This window comes from Aureimonas phyllosphaerae (assembly GCF_047943035.1).
Lineage (GTDB): Bacteria > Pseudomonadota > Alphaproteobacteria > Rhizobiales > Rhizobiaceae > Aureimonas > Aureimonas phyllosphaerae.
In genome coordinates this window covers 2,111,010-2,124,359 of record NZ_CP181348.1, presented here as the reverse complement: position 1 = coordinate 2,124,359, position 13,350 = coordinate 2,111,010, and the positions used below count along the sequence as shown (strand labels likewise).

Genomic DNA, 13,350 nt, shown 5'->3' with positions numbered 1-13,350 from the left:
CAGGCTCAGAGCCCGACCGACGCGAGGCTGAGGCCGAGCCGCTTGGCTACCTCTTCAAGCACCTTGCGCTCCGCCTCCTGGATCGTGCCGTCGGCTTCCGAGACGTCGACGGCGGCGAGAAGAACGAGCTCGGCGATCTCGGCATCGGCCGATATCTGCTCGATCTCCTTGTAGAGACCCATGCGCCCGACCCGGCCGCCCTCGGCGCGATCCAGCATGCGCTGCGCGACCGTCTCGATCGTGCGGGCGTCGAAGGCGGCGGCGAGGCTCGCGTTCGCCTTGATGGCCTTCAGCGTCGCCGCGATCTCCTTCTCCGCGATGTCGCCATCGGCGGCGGCCACGAGCGCGGCGGCGGCGCAGACGGCTTCGAGGGCATCGGTGCGCCCGGAGAGGCGCGAGGCGCCGCCGAGGAGCTTCTGTTTCAAACTGGCCAGCATGGCAGTCTCCGTTTTCGGGTAAGGGGCTGCCGTTCACGCGCCGGGGTGCGGAGCGAGGTGGGCGAGCCGAAGGGCCCGGTTTCATCCGGGATGGGGTGCCGGGCCGCCTGGGAGGAGGATGGCGGCCCGGCGGTCACGCGGCGGGAGGGCGCCGCGCGCAGCTACCGAGGCGACGCGCGGGCGCGCGGTCGGGTGGCGTGCTCGATCGCAAGCTGGGCAGAGCGGTCGAGATAGTGGGTGAAGACGACGCCGGGCGTGTCGTTCGGCAGTGCCGGGAGCGGGCCCGTCAGCTCAACAACGTCGTCCGCTGGTTGGACGCGACGGAGAGCCGATTCCATCGAGCGGCGCCGGCCGAAGGGAGACGCAACCGCCCTCATGGCAGCATGACTTTGGCCTTGAGGGCCGCGAGTTGCAGTTCCACGAGGGTGATGTCCTCGCGGATCGCCGCGCGCTCGGCGCTCGTCACGTTGCCGTCGGCCGTCGCCTCGTCGACCTCCGCCTCGAGATCGCGCAGCGCCCTTCGCAGATTGCGGGAACTGGTCTGGCACAGCGTGCCGACCGGTACGCTCCCGTCGCGCTGAAGGCGAGCCGCCATGAAACCCGACACGATCGGCAGCCCGACACGGATCTCGAGACGGGATACGAGGCGCACCGGCATGGACCGCTCCATGTCCGAAAGGTTCGCGTATTCCGACAGGCGGCTGACCGAATACGGCTTCACGCGGTCGCCATCTGGCCGGCCGAGAAGTTCGGAGGCACGGGTAACGCCGCCGGCCGCATCGATCAGATCGCCGGTCGCCGTCTTCAGCGCGCGCTCGTCGAGGTCGGTGAAGGGAAGGATCATCGACCGGCTCCCGAACGGCTGGGGGAAACGGCACCCGGCCTTTTCCCGTGAACGCTACGTCGGTTCGCCGCATTCTCGCCAACAACAGGCAGATTGGGCGAATTATGAAACGCATCGCGAAAATGCAGAGACCGTTCAGCGCGAAAAAGCGCGCGCACGTCCTCCTCGGTGACGCGCGCCGCGCCGTGCGGCCGGTCGGCGGTCAGCGCGGCGGCAACGGCAGCGTGCGGACGCCCTTCCACCACCAGCATGTGGTAGGCGCGAGCCTGTTCGGTCGTGGACAAGGCGGTGCTCCGACGCAGGGGGCGGGCGAACGGCAGAGGACGGCGCGCGACCGGCTTCACCTGCGTGGAAGCGGCAGATGTGTCGCAATCCACGCGGTGGGCCGAGAAGATGTCGATACCGACAGCGTCAGCCCAGCGGAAAAGTTCTTGGCTCGAAGGATCACAGGATCCGTCTTCCCAGCGCTGCACGGTGCGGCGATCCACGCCGAGAAGATCGGCCAGCTGCTGTTGGGTAAGGCGCTCGGCGCGCCGGCCTCGCAAAAGCGCACCATGCAGGGTCATGAGGCGCGAGCGCCAAGACTGCGGGGCGGTGCTCATGCGGCAGCCTCGGACGACGGAGGCGGCCCGAAGACATCAGGCCGGAAGTGATTGCGGCTGATCTGGCCATCGGTCGCCTTCTCAAGCGACACAGCCATCTCAGCCGAAATGCGATCGGCTTGGTGAAGCAGATAGCTGATCTGCTGCTGCGAACAGCCCGCCGCGTCAGCAAGCTTCTGCTGAGACCCAGCGAGGCGAACGGCTTCTTGAACGAGGGGGCGGAAGGAGCTCATGAACAAGGAAACTAGTAGATGTTGGCGCGGCTGGCAACTAGAAAACTTGTGTAGATCGTCACAAGGCGACTGGTAGAATGTCGTCGATGTCGATTTCCGATAACCTGAAGCGTCTCCGTGCTGAGCGCCGACTGTCTCAACCCAAGCTCGCCGAGCTTTCAGGCGTGTCGCAGCAGCTCATCTCGCAAATCGAGTCGGGTAGAAACCTATCGACCAAGCACCTTCCATCCTTAGCGAAGGCGCTTGGTGTCGCTGTCGAGGAAATCGACCCAGAGTACGATGTTTCAGCAGCCGTTCTGTCGATCGGTAGGACTGAAGCAAGCCTTCCGACACTACCGGCACCCAACGCGTCCCCTCCAATCCCTGTTGCCTTTCCGAACGCGACCATCGGCATGTATGGCGCTGTCGCCGGCGGTGGCCTCGACGATGGCAAGTTCATCTTGAACGGCAACCGCGTCATGGACGTGCTCTGCCCGCCGATGCTGATTGGCGTCCAGGGTGCCTATGGTGTCTTCGTCCACGGCAACTCGATGAAGCCTCGGTACCGCGAGGGCGAAGCGGTATTTGTGAACCCTCATCTGCCGATCCGGCAGGAAGACTACGCGGTGGTACAGCTCGCCGGAGATTTCGAAGGCGACACGCCCGCCGGCTTCGTCAAGCAGTTCATCTCGAGGAATAGCCGCGAGCTGGTGATGGCGCAGCATCAGCCTCCTGAAGTCGCCGAGCCAGAGCCCTACTCGGAGAGCCGGTTCCTTCTGCGCTTTCCGCGCGAGAAGGTTATAGCCGTGCACCGGATCGTGTGGGCTGGAGAAGTCTAGCCATGCGAGCGCGGCCGGCCTCCACCTCGGCGCAGCGCCAAGTCGGCGCGGCAAGCACCTGCTTTCCGTCTTGACCGTTATCCCTGCAGCTTGAGCAGAAGAGGCTGGTTAGAAACGCCCTCGCTGGGCGCTCGGCAGGTGGCGCCGCGCGATCGTTAGGGAAGATCATCCGAGTGCGCCCGCACTCGCGGCACGAGACGACGACGGAACTCAGCTCGGACATGAGGCGCGTACCGTTCAGATCTGAAGCCTCGCCCATGCCACCGCCTCCGTTCTCTTTCTGTTCTATTAGACGCCAACAGGAAGTCGAGAGTCGAGGGTGTGAATATCGCCTGTGGATTGTGGGGATGAAACGTGCGGCGGAGTGACCCCTCTGTCGCGTCCGCCCGCATGCTGGGGCGTCTCGGAGCGGGATCCAGTACGCGCCCTACGACGCCTGCAAGCCTTCCAGCCCCCCGCGTAGCAACGCCCGGTCACGGCACCGATCAGCGCTCGATTTTGCGCGTTCGCGACCCACACGAGATTTCTACTAGTTTGCTAGTTGACCGGCAACAAGACTGCTAGTAGCCTTCTTCCATCAGCGGACGGAGCCACCGCCCGCATCGGAGATGGAAGCACATGGCATCCCCGCGCCGCACTATCGACCGCTCGACCGCCCAGCCTTTCCAGCCGGACGAAGACTTTTCCCAGGCGCTGCCGGAGGAGTTCGACGACCTCGCCTTCGATCAGGATATCCGTCGCAGCTTCGAGGAAGCTGAGACCCCGTCCGACTTCCTCGCCCAGGCCCACTCCACCGGCGGCAACGACGGCCGTCCGGTGGCTGCGAGGCCCGCCGCTTCCTCGGTCCGCTGCATGGCTGTCGAGGGCGGATATCGCGTAGAAGCCAGCTTCCCTGGCGGTCAGATCATCTCGGATGTGGTTCCGGACGACGCGTCGGCGGAGATCGTCGAGCAGGTCTTCGGCGCGATCGCTGACGCCGGCACGGCGGAACTGGCCCGCCGCCGCATCCGCAACATCCACCTCGATCCGCGCCTCGGCTCCGCCAGGGACCGCGCCGCGCTCGCCGCAAAGCACGCCCACCGGGCCTGACCGATGCTCGAGCCGGCATTCAGGCGGCGCGGCCGCGCGGTCACTCCTGATCGCGACGAAAACCTGACCCTAGAGCACTGGGTTCAAGCGCGGAAGGACTGCGCCCTCCTGATCCGCCGGCACGGCAAGACCGAAGTCGCCATCGCCTGGTGGCGACGCTGCAACGCCGCGATCGAGCGCCTCCTCGCCGGAGACGACATCGATCGCGAGATCAACCTTGTCCTCGGAGATGCCGCATGAAACCTGAACGTGATCCCATGGACGTTGCCGTCGGTGCGGAACTGCGGAAGCGCCGCGTGGCCGCGCGCCTGAGCCTCGCCGATGTCGGCAAGGGCGTTGGCGTGACCTATCAGCAGGTCCAGAAGTACGAGAGCGGCGCGAACCGCGTCGCCTTCGCGACGGCCGTGCGCCTCGCCGAGTTCATCGGCTTCGACGGCGACGAGCTGGTGGCAGCCGCCGTCTCCGCGGTCGAGACGAGCGAGCACGCCCGGCCTCGCGCGCCGTCCGCTCGAGCTTTGGCGCTTGCTCAACGCGTCGATCGACTGCCGGCCGGCCAGCGCACCGCGATCGACCGCATCGTCGAGGCGATCCTCGACAGCCCGAACAACCGCGCGGACCTCGCCGAGGTCGCCCGCGACGGCCACCCGGCCCTCTCCTACGCGCACTAAGCGGTTGAGCAAGCCCGATCCGGCCGGCGTCCGGTTTCTCGATCGGCGCGCCGGCCAATGCGCATGGCCCCTCTGGGGCGAGGACGTGCCGCTTGGCGACAAGCTTTGCTGCGGCCGCTCCATCCCTCTCGAACGCAGCTACTGCGCCGACCATCAGGCGCGGGGTACCAGCCGCGGCACGCCGTCCGAGCGCGCGGCCGACCAGACCCTCCTTTCCCGATCCGCGAAGGACACCCTGCCATGCGTGAGCGAGAAGTAATCCTCGCCGAGAATCAGGCTCTGCGGAGGATCCTGAAGTCCGCAGCGCACGCCCTCCGCTCCTACGAGTTCGGGAATGGCTCGCCGGATCTGGCGAGGACGATCGCTGCCGAGGCCGAACTCGCGCTCGCCATGGCCGATCAGCGCGAGGCCGTTGTGGCCACCGAGGTTTCGGAGGGCCGGTCGTGATCACGCTCGACGATCTCCATGCGGCCGCAGTGAAGAGCTGCGTCCGCCTCAACGCCAGCGTTCAGGCGAAGCGACGCGATGAGGTCGACGGCGTCGCCAGGGCGCTCGCCAACAAGACGTCCCACTCCGACAGCGCTTGGAAGGAGCGGCACGCCGCCGAGCTCCGCCTGCGCGCCGCGCTTGCCATCGAGGAAGCCCTTGCTGGCCTCAAGCGCGAAGCCGACGGGGCCGCGCGATGAGGGAGTTCACCATCCCCCAGATCATGCTCGCCGCCACCGGCAGCGTCCTGATCCTCGTCGGCCTTGCCATCCTCCTTTCCCTCTACGTCTGAAGGACCGCCGACATGCGCGTTCACCAGCTCCACGTCGCCAGATGGATGTTCGACTGCTTCGGCCCCGAAATCTCGGCCGACAAGGTCGAGCGCAACGATCGCTTCATCGAAGAGGCACTCGAACTGGCGCAGTCCACCGGCTTCACGGCCGAGCGCGCGCATGCGCTGGTTGACTACGTCTTCAGTCGGCCGGCCGGCGAGCCCGGACAGGAGGTCGGCGGCGTGATGGTGACGCTCGCTGCTCTCTGCAACGTGCACAATCTCAGCATTTCGGAAGAGGCGGGCCGCGAGGTCGCGCGCATCACCACACCCGAGATGGTCGCGAAGATCCGCGCCAAGCAGGCGGCCAAGCCAACGGGATCGGCGCTGCCGATGGCTGTCGCGGCGGCGCCGCAGAACGGATCGACCCGCATCGTCCTGCTGGTCGACCGGAGCACATGCTTCGACGCGATCGCGGCCATGAACAGCGACATGAGTGGGATCGCGAGCCGCCTCGGAAATCCTCTGCTCGTTGGGCAGATGCCCGACTTCTTCGAGGCGCTCGCGCTGCTGTCCTACGGCATTCGTGTCGAGAGCGTTTCGGCCGTTGCCGAGCCGGAGGCGCGCGGCCATGCAGCTTGAACCGAACGGCCCAACCATGGGCCTCTCGCGCGGCACGCTCGACGTACTGCGCGAGCGTGTCCGCCAGGTTTCAGTGGAGGGGTGGGCCTCCGCTGACGACGACAGGCATCGCAACCGCGAGATGCTCCAGGCGGCGCTGGTCTACGCGCAGCACGCGGCAACAGATGAGGTCATCCGACGCTACACCCGCCCGTCCGGCTGGCCTTGGGCCAATAGCTGGTGGAAGCCGACGACGCCGCGCCGCGACCTTGTGAAGGCGATCGCGCTCCTCTTGGCCGAACTCGACCGGATGGATCGTGCGGACGAACCCGCGAGCGCGCCGGCCGACATAGTGTCCGAGAACATGGACCGGACCTACGACCGCATCACTGCGCGTCAGGTGTTCGCCGCCGCCCGCGCGATGGCGGCGCCGAAGCATCGCGGGCTTCCAAACTGGTCCTTCACGATGGAACTCCTCTCGCTTGGCTCGACCTACGCATGGGAGGCCTGCGCGCGGATGGGGATCGATCCCGATGCAAAGACGGCAACCCGCTGGCCGGAGACCGGCCGATGAACCCGCGCATTCTTAAGAAGCTGTCCGCCGCTGCTGCGCCGCTCCTGCCGCTCCTCGGCGATCGGCGCGAGCAGTTTCGGGCCGAGAGCCACCGCAACTATCACGCCGTCTTCATGCCGGACCGCCGGCACTGGGAGCGCACGCCCTGCCATCCGACCTGCGTGCCCTGGAACCGCTGGTCGACACCGCGCGGGATGCCCTGCCGCTTCGTGACTAAGGCGGGCCGCCACATGCTGATGGAGCCGCCGAGCACGCCGCTCAAGGGCACCATCATGGTCGGCGCCATGAGCGGCGGCGAGGAGCCAGAGTGGGACGAGGAGACGGCCTACGAGGCGCTCACCGAGATCGTCTCCTGGCATTTCACCGAGCTGGACTTCTACGACGAGGATTGCCCCGTCCGCTTCACGCGTCGCCTCATCACCCCGATCGAAATTTTCGCCGCAGCCCGTGAAGCCATCACTGCGGACAAAGCGGGGCGATCGCCCCGCGACGAGCTCGGCAGGCTTTTCCGATGACGGCTGTCTTCTCGCCCTGCCGGACCTGGCGGTACCGTCTCGAGCGCGTCTGGGATGCCGCCCTTCCGCGCGCCGCCTTCATCCTTCTCAACCCGTCGACGGCCGACGAGACCAACGACGATCCGACGATCCGCCGCTGCATCGGCTACGCGAAGGCTTGGGGCATGGGCTCGCTCGTGCTCGGCAACATCTTCGCCTACCGCTCGACCAGTCCGTTCGCGTTGCGCGAGGTGCCCGATCCGATCGGCCCCGACAACGACCGGCACCTCGCTGAGATTGCCGTTGCCTCGTCGATCGTCGTGTGCGGCTGGGGCGCGCACGGCCGTCTGCACCAGCGCGATCAAGGCGTCGTCGAAATCATCGCGGCCGCCGGCGGGAAGCCGCACGCCCTGAAGCTGACGAACGGAGGCGATCCAGGCCATCCGCTGTACCTCCGTAAGGATCTGCATCCGCGCCCCTACACCATGCCGCGGGAGGGCTTCACGCGATGACCGACCGACCGATCCTGTTTTCCGGCGCGATGGTCCGGGCCCTCGTCGCGGGCGAGAAGACGCAGACCCGACGTGTGCTGCGCACTTGGAACGGCACCCCGTTCGAAAATCTCGCGGAGACAGATCCCGAGCACTACAGCGGTCTCGCTGACGATGAGGACAGCTGGGGCTATCCCTTTGCTGACGATCGAGCACCGATGCGCCTGCCTGAGGTTGCCCTCTGGCAGTACGTCGTCGGTGACCGGCTGTGGGTGCGCGAGACGTTTCGGCCGGCCGTAAGCGGCAGTTCTGCCGCATCCTACCGCGCAACGCTCGAATCGTTCGGCGCGTGGCGATGGAAGCCAGGCATCCACATGCCACGCGCCCTCTCGCGCCTCACCCTCCTTGTCACGGCCGTCCGGGTAGAGCGGCTTCAGGGCATTTCGGAAGACGACGCCTGGAGCGAAGGCATCCGTCCGGAAGCTTCGGGCGACTTCGAAGGCGGCGATGGTGCGACCGGCGCCTACCGCATCCTGTGGGACAGCCTCAACGCCAAGCGTGGCTTCGGCTGGGACGCGAACCCTTGGGTGGTCGCCGTCACCTTCACCGTCCACCGCGCCAACATCGACACCCTTTCTGAAAGGATCGCCGCATGAGCGAGCAGCCCATCCCCACCGGCGAAGCTCCAGAGTTCGAGTTCATGGTGGTCGAGATCTTCGGGCATCGACGCCATGCCGGCCGCGTGCGCGAAGAGGAACGCTTCGGAGCGAAGATGCTGCGGATCGATATACCGAAGGTCGAACGCGTCGAGTTGCCGAGTGAAGACGGTCCGGTCCCGGCCCTAGCCACCGTTTCGTGGACCTCGCACTTCTACGGCGGCGCCGCGATCTTTTCAGCAACCTCGACCGATGAGGCGACCGTCCTCCGGATGAATGCGCCCTACGCCGCACCCTCGCGCATGTCCCTGCCGGCGCCATCCGACACCAGCGACTACGACGATCAGGAGCCGAACTTCTGATGGCCGACGGCACCAAGATCGAATGGACCGACGCGACCTGGAACCCGATCACGGGCTGCGCGGTCGTCTCGCCCGGCTGCACGAACTGCTACGCGATGAAGCTCGCCGGCACGCGGCTGAAGCACATCCCGTCGCGGGCCGGCCTAACGCGCGACACGAAGGCGGGGCCGGTCTGGACCGGCGAGATCCGGTTCAACGCCGAGTGGCTCGACCAGCCGCTGCGCTGGCGCCGGCCGCGCATGATCTTCGTCTGCGCGCACGGCGACCTCTTCGCCGAAGGCGTCACGGATGAGATGCTCGATCATGTCTTCGCGGTGATGGCGCTCGCCCCGCAGCACACGTTTCAGGTTCTCACGAAGCGGCCGGAGCGGATGCGAGATTATGTCCGGCGTTCGGCAGGGCGTATCGCTGACACGATCATTCGTCTTCGCCGCGGACAGGGCAATGCTCACATCGGCGGCGTTCCTCTCGCACATATTCCCCTCGGGCGAGCGTGGTGGCCTCTGCAGAACGTCTGGCTTGGCGTATCTGCCGAGGACCAACGTCGCGCCGACGAGCGCATCCCGATGCTTCTCGACACGCTGGCGGCCGTGCGCTGGGTGAGCGCAGAACCGCTGCTCGGACCGCTCGACATCTCCGACTACCTGATGGGCCACGAGGAGTGCGGCATGGTCGGTCAGATGATCAGCTATCGTCCGCCACTCGACTGGGTCGTCGTAGGAGGCGAGAGCGGCCACGGCGCGCGCCCCATGCACCCTGACTGGGCTCGATCGCTCCGCGACCAATGCGCTCGGGACCGTATTCCCTTCCTTTTCAAGCAGTGGGGTCATTGGGCACCGCGCCGCCATGCCGAGCCCAGCGATCTCTTGCCGTATCCCAAAGCGACGATCGTTAAGCCGAGCGGCAGCATCACGTCGGGGCTGATGGAATACGGGCCAGACGCTTGGGTGGTGGATGGGGTCGGCAAGAAGGCTGCCGGTCGGATGCTCGACGGCGTTCAGCACGACGGATATCCGCCGGCAGACGAGATCCTGTTCTGATGCCGTCCGATCTCAACATCGCCCTCGATCGCATCTTGGCCGCGCTGCGTTCGCGCCGCATGCCGGTCGACACGGAAGCGCGTCTGCAAGCCGAAATCGGCGCCGCGCTCGTCGCGGCCGAAATTCCGGCCACGGCCGAGCATCGCCTCGACCAGCGCAATCGGATCGACTTCTTTGCCGATGGCATCGGCATAGAGGCGAAGATCGGCGGGGGCCGGCTCGCCGTCTGGCGGCAGCTCGAACGCTACGCCGCCTTCCCCGACATCACCGCTCTCGTTCTGGTCGGCACCGTCGCCGTGCCGGCGCACCTGTCCATCTGCGGGGGCAAGCCCTTCCGCCACGTATCCGTCGGAGCCGGCTGGCTGTGAGAACCTATGGAGCCCTCGCCCGCCTGGGCGATCGTCAGTGGATCGTGCAGCGCGCCGAGCCGCACGTTGTCATGAAGCTGAAGCGCGTTTTCCCGAAGGTGGCGACGACGGCGACGCCGCCGATCGCGTTGCACGGCGCGGACGATCTGGCGGCCGATCTCCTCTGGTTCATGGAGCGCTACCCGCTCCAGATCAGCCCGGAGGATCGCACGGCGCTGGAGCACGGTCGCGCCCGGCTCTTCCAGGATCAGGCGGAGATCGACGCGATCCTCCTGCCGGAGTGGCAGCCGACGCGGCCGATCGCGTTTCGCGAGGGGCGCTCGCCCTACCCCTATCAGGCGCGCGCAGCGGAGATCGCGCACAAGCGCGGTCGCCTGCTCCTCCTCGACGACGTCGGCCTCGGCAAGACGATTTCGGCGCTCGCAGCGGTTGCGAACGAACGTCGTCTGCCGGCTGCGATCGTCGTCCAGGCGCACCTCGCGACGCAGTGGGCGAAGGAGTACGTCCAGAAGTTCACGACGCTGACGGCGCACATCATCAAGGGCACCAAGCCCTACAGCCAGCCGCCAGCCGACATCTACATCTTCCGCTATTCGAACATCGCCGGATGGACCGACATCGCCGCGCGCGGCACGTTCGCCTCGGTCGTCTACGACGAGGTGCAGGAGCTGCGGAAAGGCGTCTCCACGCAGAAGGGGCGCGCGGCCGAGGTCTTCACCGATTCTACCGGCATGGCCATCGGCCTGACCGCCACCCCGATCTACAACTACGGCTCTGAAATCTACGACGTGCTGCGCTTCATCGCGCCCGGCGAGCTCGGCGGCTTCGACGAGTTCTGCCGCGAGTGGTGCCGGTGGACCGGCAAGCACTGGATCGTCAACAATCCTGACGCCCTCGGGACCTACCTCCTCGAAACCGGACTGACCCTCCGCCGCACCGAACACGACGTCGAGACGGACCTGCCGCCGGTCAGCACGATCCTGCGCAGCGTCGACACCGACGAGCGGATCGTCGAGAGCGCACAAGCCGAGGCTCGCGCCCTGGCGCTGCGAGTGACCACCGGCGATTTCATGCAGCGCGGTCAGGCGGCCCGCGAGCTCGACATGTTCGCCCGCCGCATCACCGGCCTGTCGAAGGCTCGGTCGGTCGCTGCGATGGTGCGGATGATCGTCGAGAGCGGAGAGCCCGTGCTCCTCGCCGGCTGGCACCGCGACGTCTACGACATCTGGATTGAGGTCCTCGCCGACCTCAAGCCGGTCCTCTACACAGGCACGGAATCGCAGTCCCAGAAGGACAAGGCGAAGGCGGCCTTCATGGAGGGCCGCACGAACCTCATGATCATCTCGCTGCGGTCGGGCGCTGGCCTCGACGGGCTGCAGCATCGATGCGCCACCGTCGTCTTCGGTGAGTTCGACTGGTCGCCGCAGGTCCATAAGCAGGTGGTCGGCCGGGTGCGCCGGCCGGGTCAGCGCCGGCCGGTCGAGGCGATCTACCTCCAGTCCGAGGACGGCTCCGATCCGCTAATTATTGAGACGCTCGGCCTGAAGTCCAGCCAGTCGCGCGGCATCCTCGACCCGATGAAGGGCACCGAGCACATTCACACCGACGATAGCCGACTGCAGAAGCTCGCCGCGCAGTACCTGGAGAAGGCGGATTCCGAAGCACACGGTGCGACATAATCCGAGCCCGCTTCGGGAAACGGAAAAGGCCCGCCCCGGCAACAACCGAGGCGGGCCTTTTCGTTCGCACCATCTTGCGCCGTCTCGCGCAGCGTGCACATATGGTTCGAGTTCACCGCATGTTCCGTGCGACAAACCGTGCGACAATGTGAGGGGCGGTGATGCTTGGCGCGTCAGTGAAATTGCTTGCGACGTAAGGCTTTCAGGGGTCGGCGCTATCGCCTTCCGAATCCCCCTCCCTCCGCCATTCAGATGATTTAAATCCCCAAAATTGTTGCGAAAATCGGCGCTGGCAGATCCTCGTCGGACAAACCTGCGCACAAACCTTTATTCCGTTGAGGCTAGGCTTCGCGGTCAGCAGCCAACTCGACTGACTTGATTGCTTTCCAAGCGCCAGCGTCGCCGCTGCGCTTCAGCGAACTCCCACCCGCAATTCCGCCTCCATTCAAGCCCCACGGACCGAGCGCAAATTGGTCACTATGTTCGGTTGTGCCGCATGGACCAAACACGTGGGGCCGCTTATCTACCGTAAGCGGATCGTTAACGGTGAGGAGGTCGCATGCTGATGTCGGTCACCCGGCCAAATTACGCCCGCGTAATGTCAGAGGTGAAGCGTTTGCACGGAGAGTTCGCAATCGCTAACCCACCCGTTGACCCACGCGTCATTGCCGAAGGCGTCGGCGTCGGTCTGCGCTTTGTCCGCTTTGAGGGAGCGAACGAGCGGGTGTCCGGCTTCTTCGACTGCGAAGATAATATGATCTTCGTGAACAAGGACGAGGCGCCTTTGCGCCAGACGTTCACAATAGCCCACGAACTCGGTCATGCTGTCCTGCATCGCGAGTGGGCGCAGTCGTCGGAATACCGGGTCCTGCTGCGTGATCAAGACTATGCCGGCGACGAGGTGCACGAGAAGGAGGCGAACGCCTTTGCGGCGCACCTCCTCGTGCCGCGGCGCATGCTTGACCGCTTCTGGAAGGCTGCTTCCGTCGAAGAGCTTTCCCGCCTTTTTGCCGTATCCGTCCCCATGATCCGCAACAGGCTCAAGTTCGAGTATGGCGTCTGACGTAAGTCGGGCCTCCGCCAAGGGGGCAATTCGCGACAGCGAGACGACGGATCCCGAGCTAGATGCTGCGTTGGCTGCCGCAACGAACCTTCAGCTCGACATGCTGAAGGAGAAGCACCGACACGACGAGGCGAATGCCGACCGTGAGTTGGGCCGCCTCGGCAAAATGTTCGGCGGCGAGAAAAACGCGCCCACCTTCTTCGCGGGCGTAGCCGTCGTTGCCGGCCTTGCTATGGCGATTGTCTCGATGGTCCTGGCTGGCACCCTAGAGGAGAACGTCGCGTTCTGGAGCACGCAGATCGAGCGCGCCTTCGCGTTTGTCAGCGCCGCGCTGGGATTTTTGTTCGGGCGATCCTCCAATAAGCAGTAACTTCGTCGCGCGGGGTTATTCACTACGACATACTCGCAGCCGCCCGATTTTCCGCTGCAGCGTTTCTTTTCCCACCGCCTGATTTGCGCGGCTCGGATCCGCTCGCGCCCTTCTGCGGTCTTCGGTCCTGTGGATAAGCCGCCATGCATGCGGCAGCGCCGTTTCCCCGGCACGACCCACGCTT

At 65.9% G+C, this 13,350-nt stretch carries 21 protein-coding genes; 17 read left to right on the top strand and 4 right to left on the bottom strand.

Going from position 1 to position 13,350, the window contains the following annotated elements:
* Positions 1-5: 5 nt before the first annotated feature.
* From ACLNGM_RS09930 to ACLNGM_RS09915, 4 genes are all read right to left on the bottom strand, one after another.
* Positions 6-437: a TerB family tellurite resistance protein gene (locus tag ACLNGM_RS09930; RefSeq protein ID WP_416358198.1), complete on the bottom strand. Its 432-nt coding sequence runs from the start codon at positions 435-437 to the stop codon at positions 6-8.
* A gap of 373 nt (positions 438-810) precedes the next feature.
* Entirely contained in the window at positions 811-1,281 is a 471-nt protein-coding gene (locus ACLNGM_RS09925; protein WP_416358197.1) for a hypothetical protein, read from the bottom strand.
* Complete coding sequence (locus ACLNGM_RS09920) at positions 1,278-1,883, bottom strand: helix-turn-helix transcriptional regulator (RefSeq protein ID WP_416358196.1); 606 nt, start codon at positions 1,881-1,883, stop codon at positions 1,278-1,280. Before ACLNGM_RS09920 ends, ACLNGM_RS09925 begins: the two co-directional genes overlap by 4 nt.
* Positions 1,880-2,116, bottom strand: a complete 237-nt coding sequence (locus ACLNGM_RS09915; RefSeq protein ID WP_416358195.1) for a YdaS family helix-turn-helix protein — start codon at positions 2,114-2,116, stop codon at positions 1,880-1,882. Before ACLNGM_RS09915 ends, ACLNGM_RS09920 begins: the two co-directional genes overlap by 4 nt.
* A 77-nt stretch (positions 2,117-2,193) precedes the next feature.
* On the opposite strand from ACLNGM_RS09915, the gene ACLNGM_RS09910 reads away from it, so the two are divergent.
* The 17 genes from ACLNGM_RS09910 (at position 2,194) to ACLNGM_RS09830 (ending at position 13,166) form a co-directional block, all read left to right on the top strand.
* A complete protein-coding gene (locus ACLNGM_RS09910; RefSeq protein ID WP_416358194.1) occupies positions 2,194-2,934 on the top strand; it encodes a helix-turn-helix domain-containing protein in 741 nt (246 codons plus the stop codon).
* 618 nt (positions 2,935-3,552) lie between these two features.
* Positions 3,553-4,023 carry a hypothetical protein gene (locus ACLNGM_RS09905; RefSeq protein WP_416358193.1) on the top strand — a complete coding sequence of 157 codons (471 nt, stop codon included), beginning with the start codon at positions 3,553-3,555 and terminating at the stop codon, positions 4,021-4,023.
* Between the two features lie 3 nt (positions 4,024-4,026).
* Complete coding sequence (locus ACLNGM_RS09900; protein WP_416358192.1) at positions 4,027-4,263, top strand: hypothetical protein; 237 nt, start codon at positions 4,027-4,029, stop codon at positions 4,261-4,263.
* Positions 4,260-4,691 (top strand): helix-turn-helix domain-containing protein, encoded by a 432-nt coding sequence (locus tag ACLNGM_RS09895; protein WP_416358191.1) that lies wholly within the window; start codon positions 4,260-4,262, stop codon positions 4,689-4,691. Before ACLNGM_RS09900 ends, ACLNGM_RS09895 begins: the two co-directional genes overlap by 4 nt.
* Before the next feature lie 240 nt (positions 4,692-4,931).
* Complete coding sequence (locus tag ACLNGM_RS09890; RefSeq protein WP_416358190.1) at positions 4,932-5,138, top strand: hypothetical protein; 207 nt, start codon at positions 4,932-4,934, stop codon at positions 5,136-5,138.
* Positions 5,135-5,377: a hypothetical protein gene (locus ACLNGM_RS09885; protein WP_416358189.1), complete on the top strand. Its 243-nt coding sequence runs from the start codon at positions 5,135-5,137 to the stop codon at positions 5,375-5,377. The genes ACLNGM_RS09890 and ACLNGM_RS09885 overlap by 4 nt, the downstream gene beginning before the upstream one ends.
* 104 nt (positions 5,378-5,481) lie before the next feature.
* Positions 5,482-6,090 (top strand): hypothetical protein, encoded by a 609-nt coding sequence (locus ACLNGM_RS09880; RefSeq protein WP_416358188.1) that lies wholly within the window; start codon positions 5,482-5,484, stop codon positions 6,088-6,090.
* The gene (locus tag ACLNGM_RS09875; RefSeq protein ID WP_416358187.1) at positions 6,080-6,643 is read left to right on the top strand and encodes a hypothetical protein; all 564 of its coding nucleotides are present in this window, start codon (positions 6,080-6,082) and stop codon (positions 6,641-6,643) included. Before ACLNGM_RS09880 ends, ACLNGM_RS09875 begins: the two co-directional genes overlap by 11 nt.
* Complete coding sequence (locus ACLNGM_RS09870) at positions 6,640-7,158, top strand: hypothetical protein (RefSeq protein WP_416358186.1); 519 nt, start codon at positions 6,640-6,642, stop codon at positions 7,156-7,158. The genes ACLNGM_RS09875 and ACLNGM_RS09870 overlap by 4 nt, the downstream gene beginning before the upstream one ends.
* Positions 7,155-7,649 (top strand): DUF1643 domain-containing protein, encoded by a 495-nt coding sequence (locus ACLNGM_RS09865; RefSeq protein WP_416358185.1) that lies wholly within the window; start codon positions 7,155-7,157, stop codon positions 7,647-7,649. Before ACLNGM_RS09870 ends, ACLNGM_RS09865 begins: the two co-directional genes overlap by 4 nt.
* Positions 7,646-8,284, top strand: a complete 639-nt coding sequence (locus ACLNGM_RS09860; protein WP_416358184.1) for a hypothetical protein — start codon at positions 7,646-7,648, stop codon at positions 8,282-8,284. The genes ACLNGM_RS09865 and ACLNGM_RS09860 overlap by 4 nt, the downstream gene beginning before the upstream one ends.
* Complete coding sequence (locus ACLNGM_RS09855) at positions 8,281-8,646, top strand: hypothetical protein (protein ID WP_416358183.1); 366 nt, start codon at positions 8,281-8,283, stop codon at positions 8,644-8,646. The genes ACLNGM_RS09860 and ACLNGM_RS09855 overlap by 4 nt, the downstream gene beginning before the upstream one ends.
* Positions 8,646-9,686 carry a DUF5131 family protein gene (locus ACLNGM_RS09850; protein ID WP_416358182.1) on the top strand — a complete coding sequence of 347 codons (1,041 nt, stop codon included), beginning with the start codon at positions 8,646-8,648 and terminating at the stop codon, positions 9,684-9,686. Before ACLNGM_RS09855 ends, ACLNGM_RS09850 begins: the two co-directional genes overlap by 1 nt.
* Positions 9,686-10,054, top strand: a complete 369-nt coding sequence (locus ACLNGM_RS09845; protein WP_416358181.1) for a hypothetical protein — start codon at positions 9,686-9,688, stop codon at positions 10,052-10,054. Before ACLNGM_RS09850 ends, ACLNGM_RS09845 begins: the two co-directional genes overlap by 1 nt.
* Positions 10,051-11,733 carry an SNF2-related protein gene (locus ACLNGM_RS09840; protein ID WP_416358180.1) on the top strand — a complete coding sequence of 561 codons (1,683 nt, stop codon included), beginning with the start codon at positions 10,051-10,053 and terminating at the stop codon, positions 11,731-11,733. The genes ACLNGM_RS09845 and ACLNGM_RS09840 overlap by 4 nt, the downstream gene beginning before the upstream one ends.
* A 559-nt stretch (positions 11,734-12,292) precedes the next feature.
* Positions 12,293-12,796, top strand: a complete 504-nt coding sequence (locus ACLNGM_RS09835; protein ID WP_416358179.1) for an ImmA/IrrE family metallo-endopeptidase — start codon at positions 12,293-12,295, stop codon at positions 12,794-12,796.
* 100 nt (positions 12,797-12,896) lie between these two features.
* The gene (locus tag ACLNGM_RS09830; RefSeq protein WP_416358545.1) at positions 12,897-13,166 is read left to right on the top strand and encodes a hypothetical protein; all 270 of its coding nucleotides are present in this window, start codon (positions 12,897-12,899) and stop codon (positions 13,164-13,166) included.
* Positions 13,167-13,350: the final 184 nt, after the last annotated feature.

Bases quoted from the DNA above. Each gene is read 5' to 3' on its own strand.
- ACLNGM_RS09845 (WP_416358181.1), top strand. From the start codon at position 9,686: ATGCCGTCCGATCTCAACATCGCCCTCGATCGCATCTTGGCCGCGCTG.
- ACLNGM_RS09835 (WP_416358179.1), top strand. From the start codon at position 12,293: ATGCTGATGTCGGTCACCCGGCCAAATTACGCCCGCGTAATGTCAGAG.
- ACLNGM_RS09930 (WP_416358198.1), bottom strand. From the start codon at position 437: ATGCTGGCCAGTTTGAAACAGAAGCTCCTCGGCGGCGCCTCGCGCCTC.
- ACLNGM_RS09915 (WP_416358195.1), bottom strand. From the start codon at position 2,116: ATGAGCTCCTTCCGCCCCCTCGTTCAAGAAGCCGTTCGCCTCGCTGGG.
- ACLNGM_RS09920 (WP_416358196.1), bottom strand. From the start codon at position 1,883: ATGAGCACCGCCCCGCAGTCTTGGCGCTCGCGCCTCATGACCCTGCAT.
- ACLNGM_RS09875 (WP_416358187.1), top strand. From the start codon at position 6,080: ATGCAGCTTGAACCGAACGGCCCAACCATGGGCCTCTCGCGCGGCACG.
- ACLNGM_RS09895 (WP_416358191.1), top strand. From the start codon at position 4,260: ATGAAACCTGAACGTGATCCCATGGACGTTGCCGTCGGTGCGGAACTG.
- ACLNGM_RS09860 (WP_416358184.1), top strand. From the start codon at position 7,646: ATGACCGACCGACCGATCCTGTTTTCCGGCGCGATGGTCCGGGCCCTC.
- ACLNGM_RS09880 (WP_416358188.1), top strand. From the start codon at position 5,482: ATGCGCGTTCACCAGCTCCACGTCGCCAGATGGATGTTCGACTGCTTC.
- ACLNGM_RS09855 (WP_416358183.1), top strand. From the start codon at position 8,281: ATGAGCGAGCAGCCCATCCCCACCGGCGAAGCTCCAGAGTTCGAGTTC.
- ACLNGM_RS09865 (WP_416358185.1), top strand. From the start codon at position 7,155: ATGACGGCTGTCTTCTCGCCCTGCCGGACCTGGCGGTACCGTCTCGAG.
- ACLNGM_RS09910 (WP_416358194.1), top strand. From the start codon at position 2,194: ATGTCGTCGATGTCGATTTCCGATAACCTGAAGCGTCTCCGTGCTGAG.
- ACLNGM_RS09830 (WP_416358545.1), top strand. From the start codon at position 12,897: ATGCTGAAGGAGAAGCACCGACACGACGAGGCGAATGCCGACCGTGAG.
- ACLNGM_RS09900 (WP_416358192.1), top strand. From the start codon at position 4,027: ATGCTCGAGCCGGCATTCAGGCGGCGCGGCCGCGCGGTCACTCCTGAT.
- ACLNGM_RS09905 (WP_416358193.1), top strand. From the start codon at position 3,553: ATGGCATCCCCGCGCCGCACTATCGACCGCTCGACCGCCCAGCCTTTC.
- ACLNGM_RS09870 (WP_416358186.1), top strand. From the start codon at position 6,640: ATGAACCCGCGCATTCTTAAGAAGCTGTCCGCCGCTGCTGCGCCGCTC.
- ACLNGM_RS09925 (WP_416358197.1), bottom strand. From the start codon at position 1,281: ATGATCCTTCCCTTCACCGACCTCGACGAGCGCGCGCTGAAGACGGCG.
- ACLNGM_RS09890 (WP_416358190.1), top strand. From the start codon at position 4,932: ATGCGTGAGCGAGAAGTAATCCTCGCCGAGAATCAGGCTCTGCGGAGG.
- ACLNGM_RS09850 (WP_416358182.1), top strand. From the start codon at position 8,646: ATGGCCGACGGCACCAAGATCGAATGGACCGACGCGACCTGGAACCCG.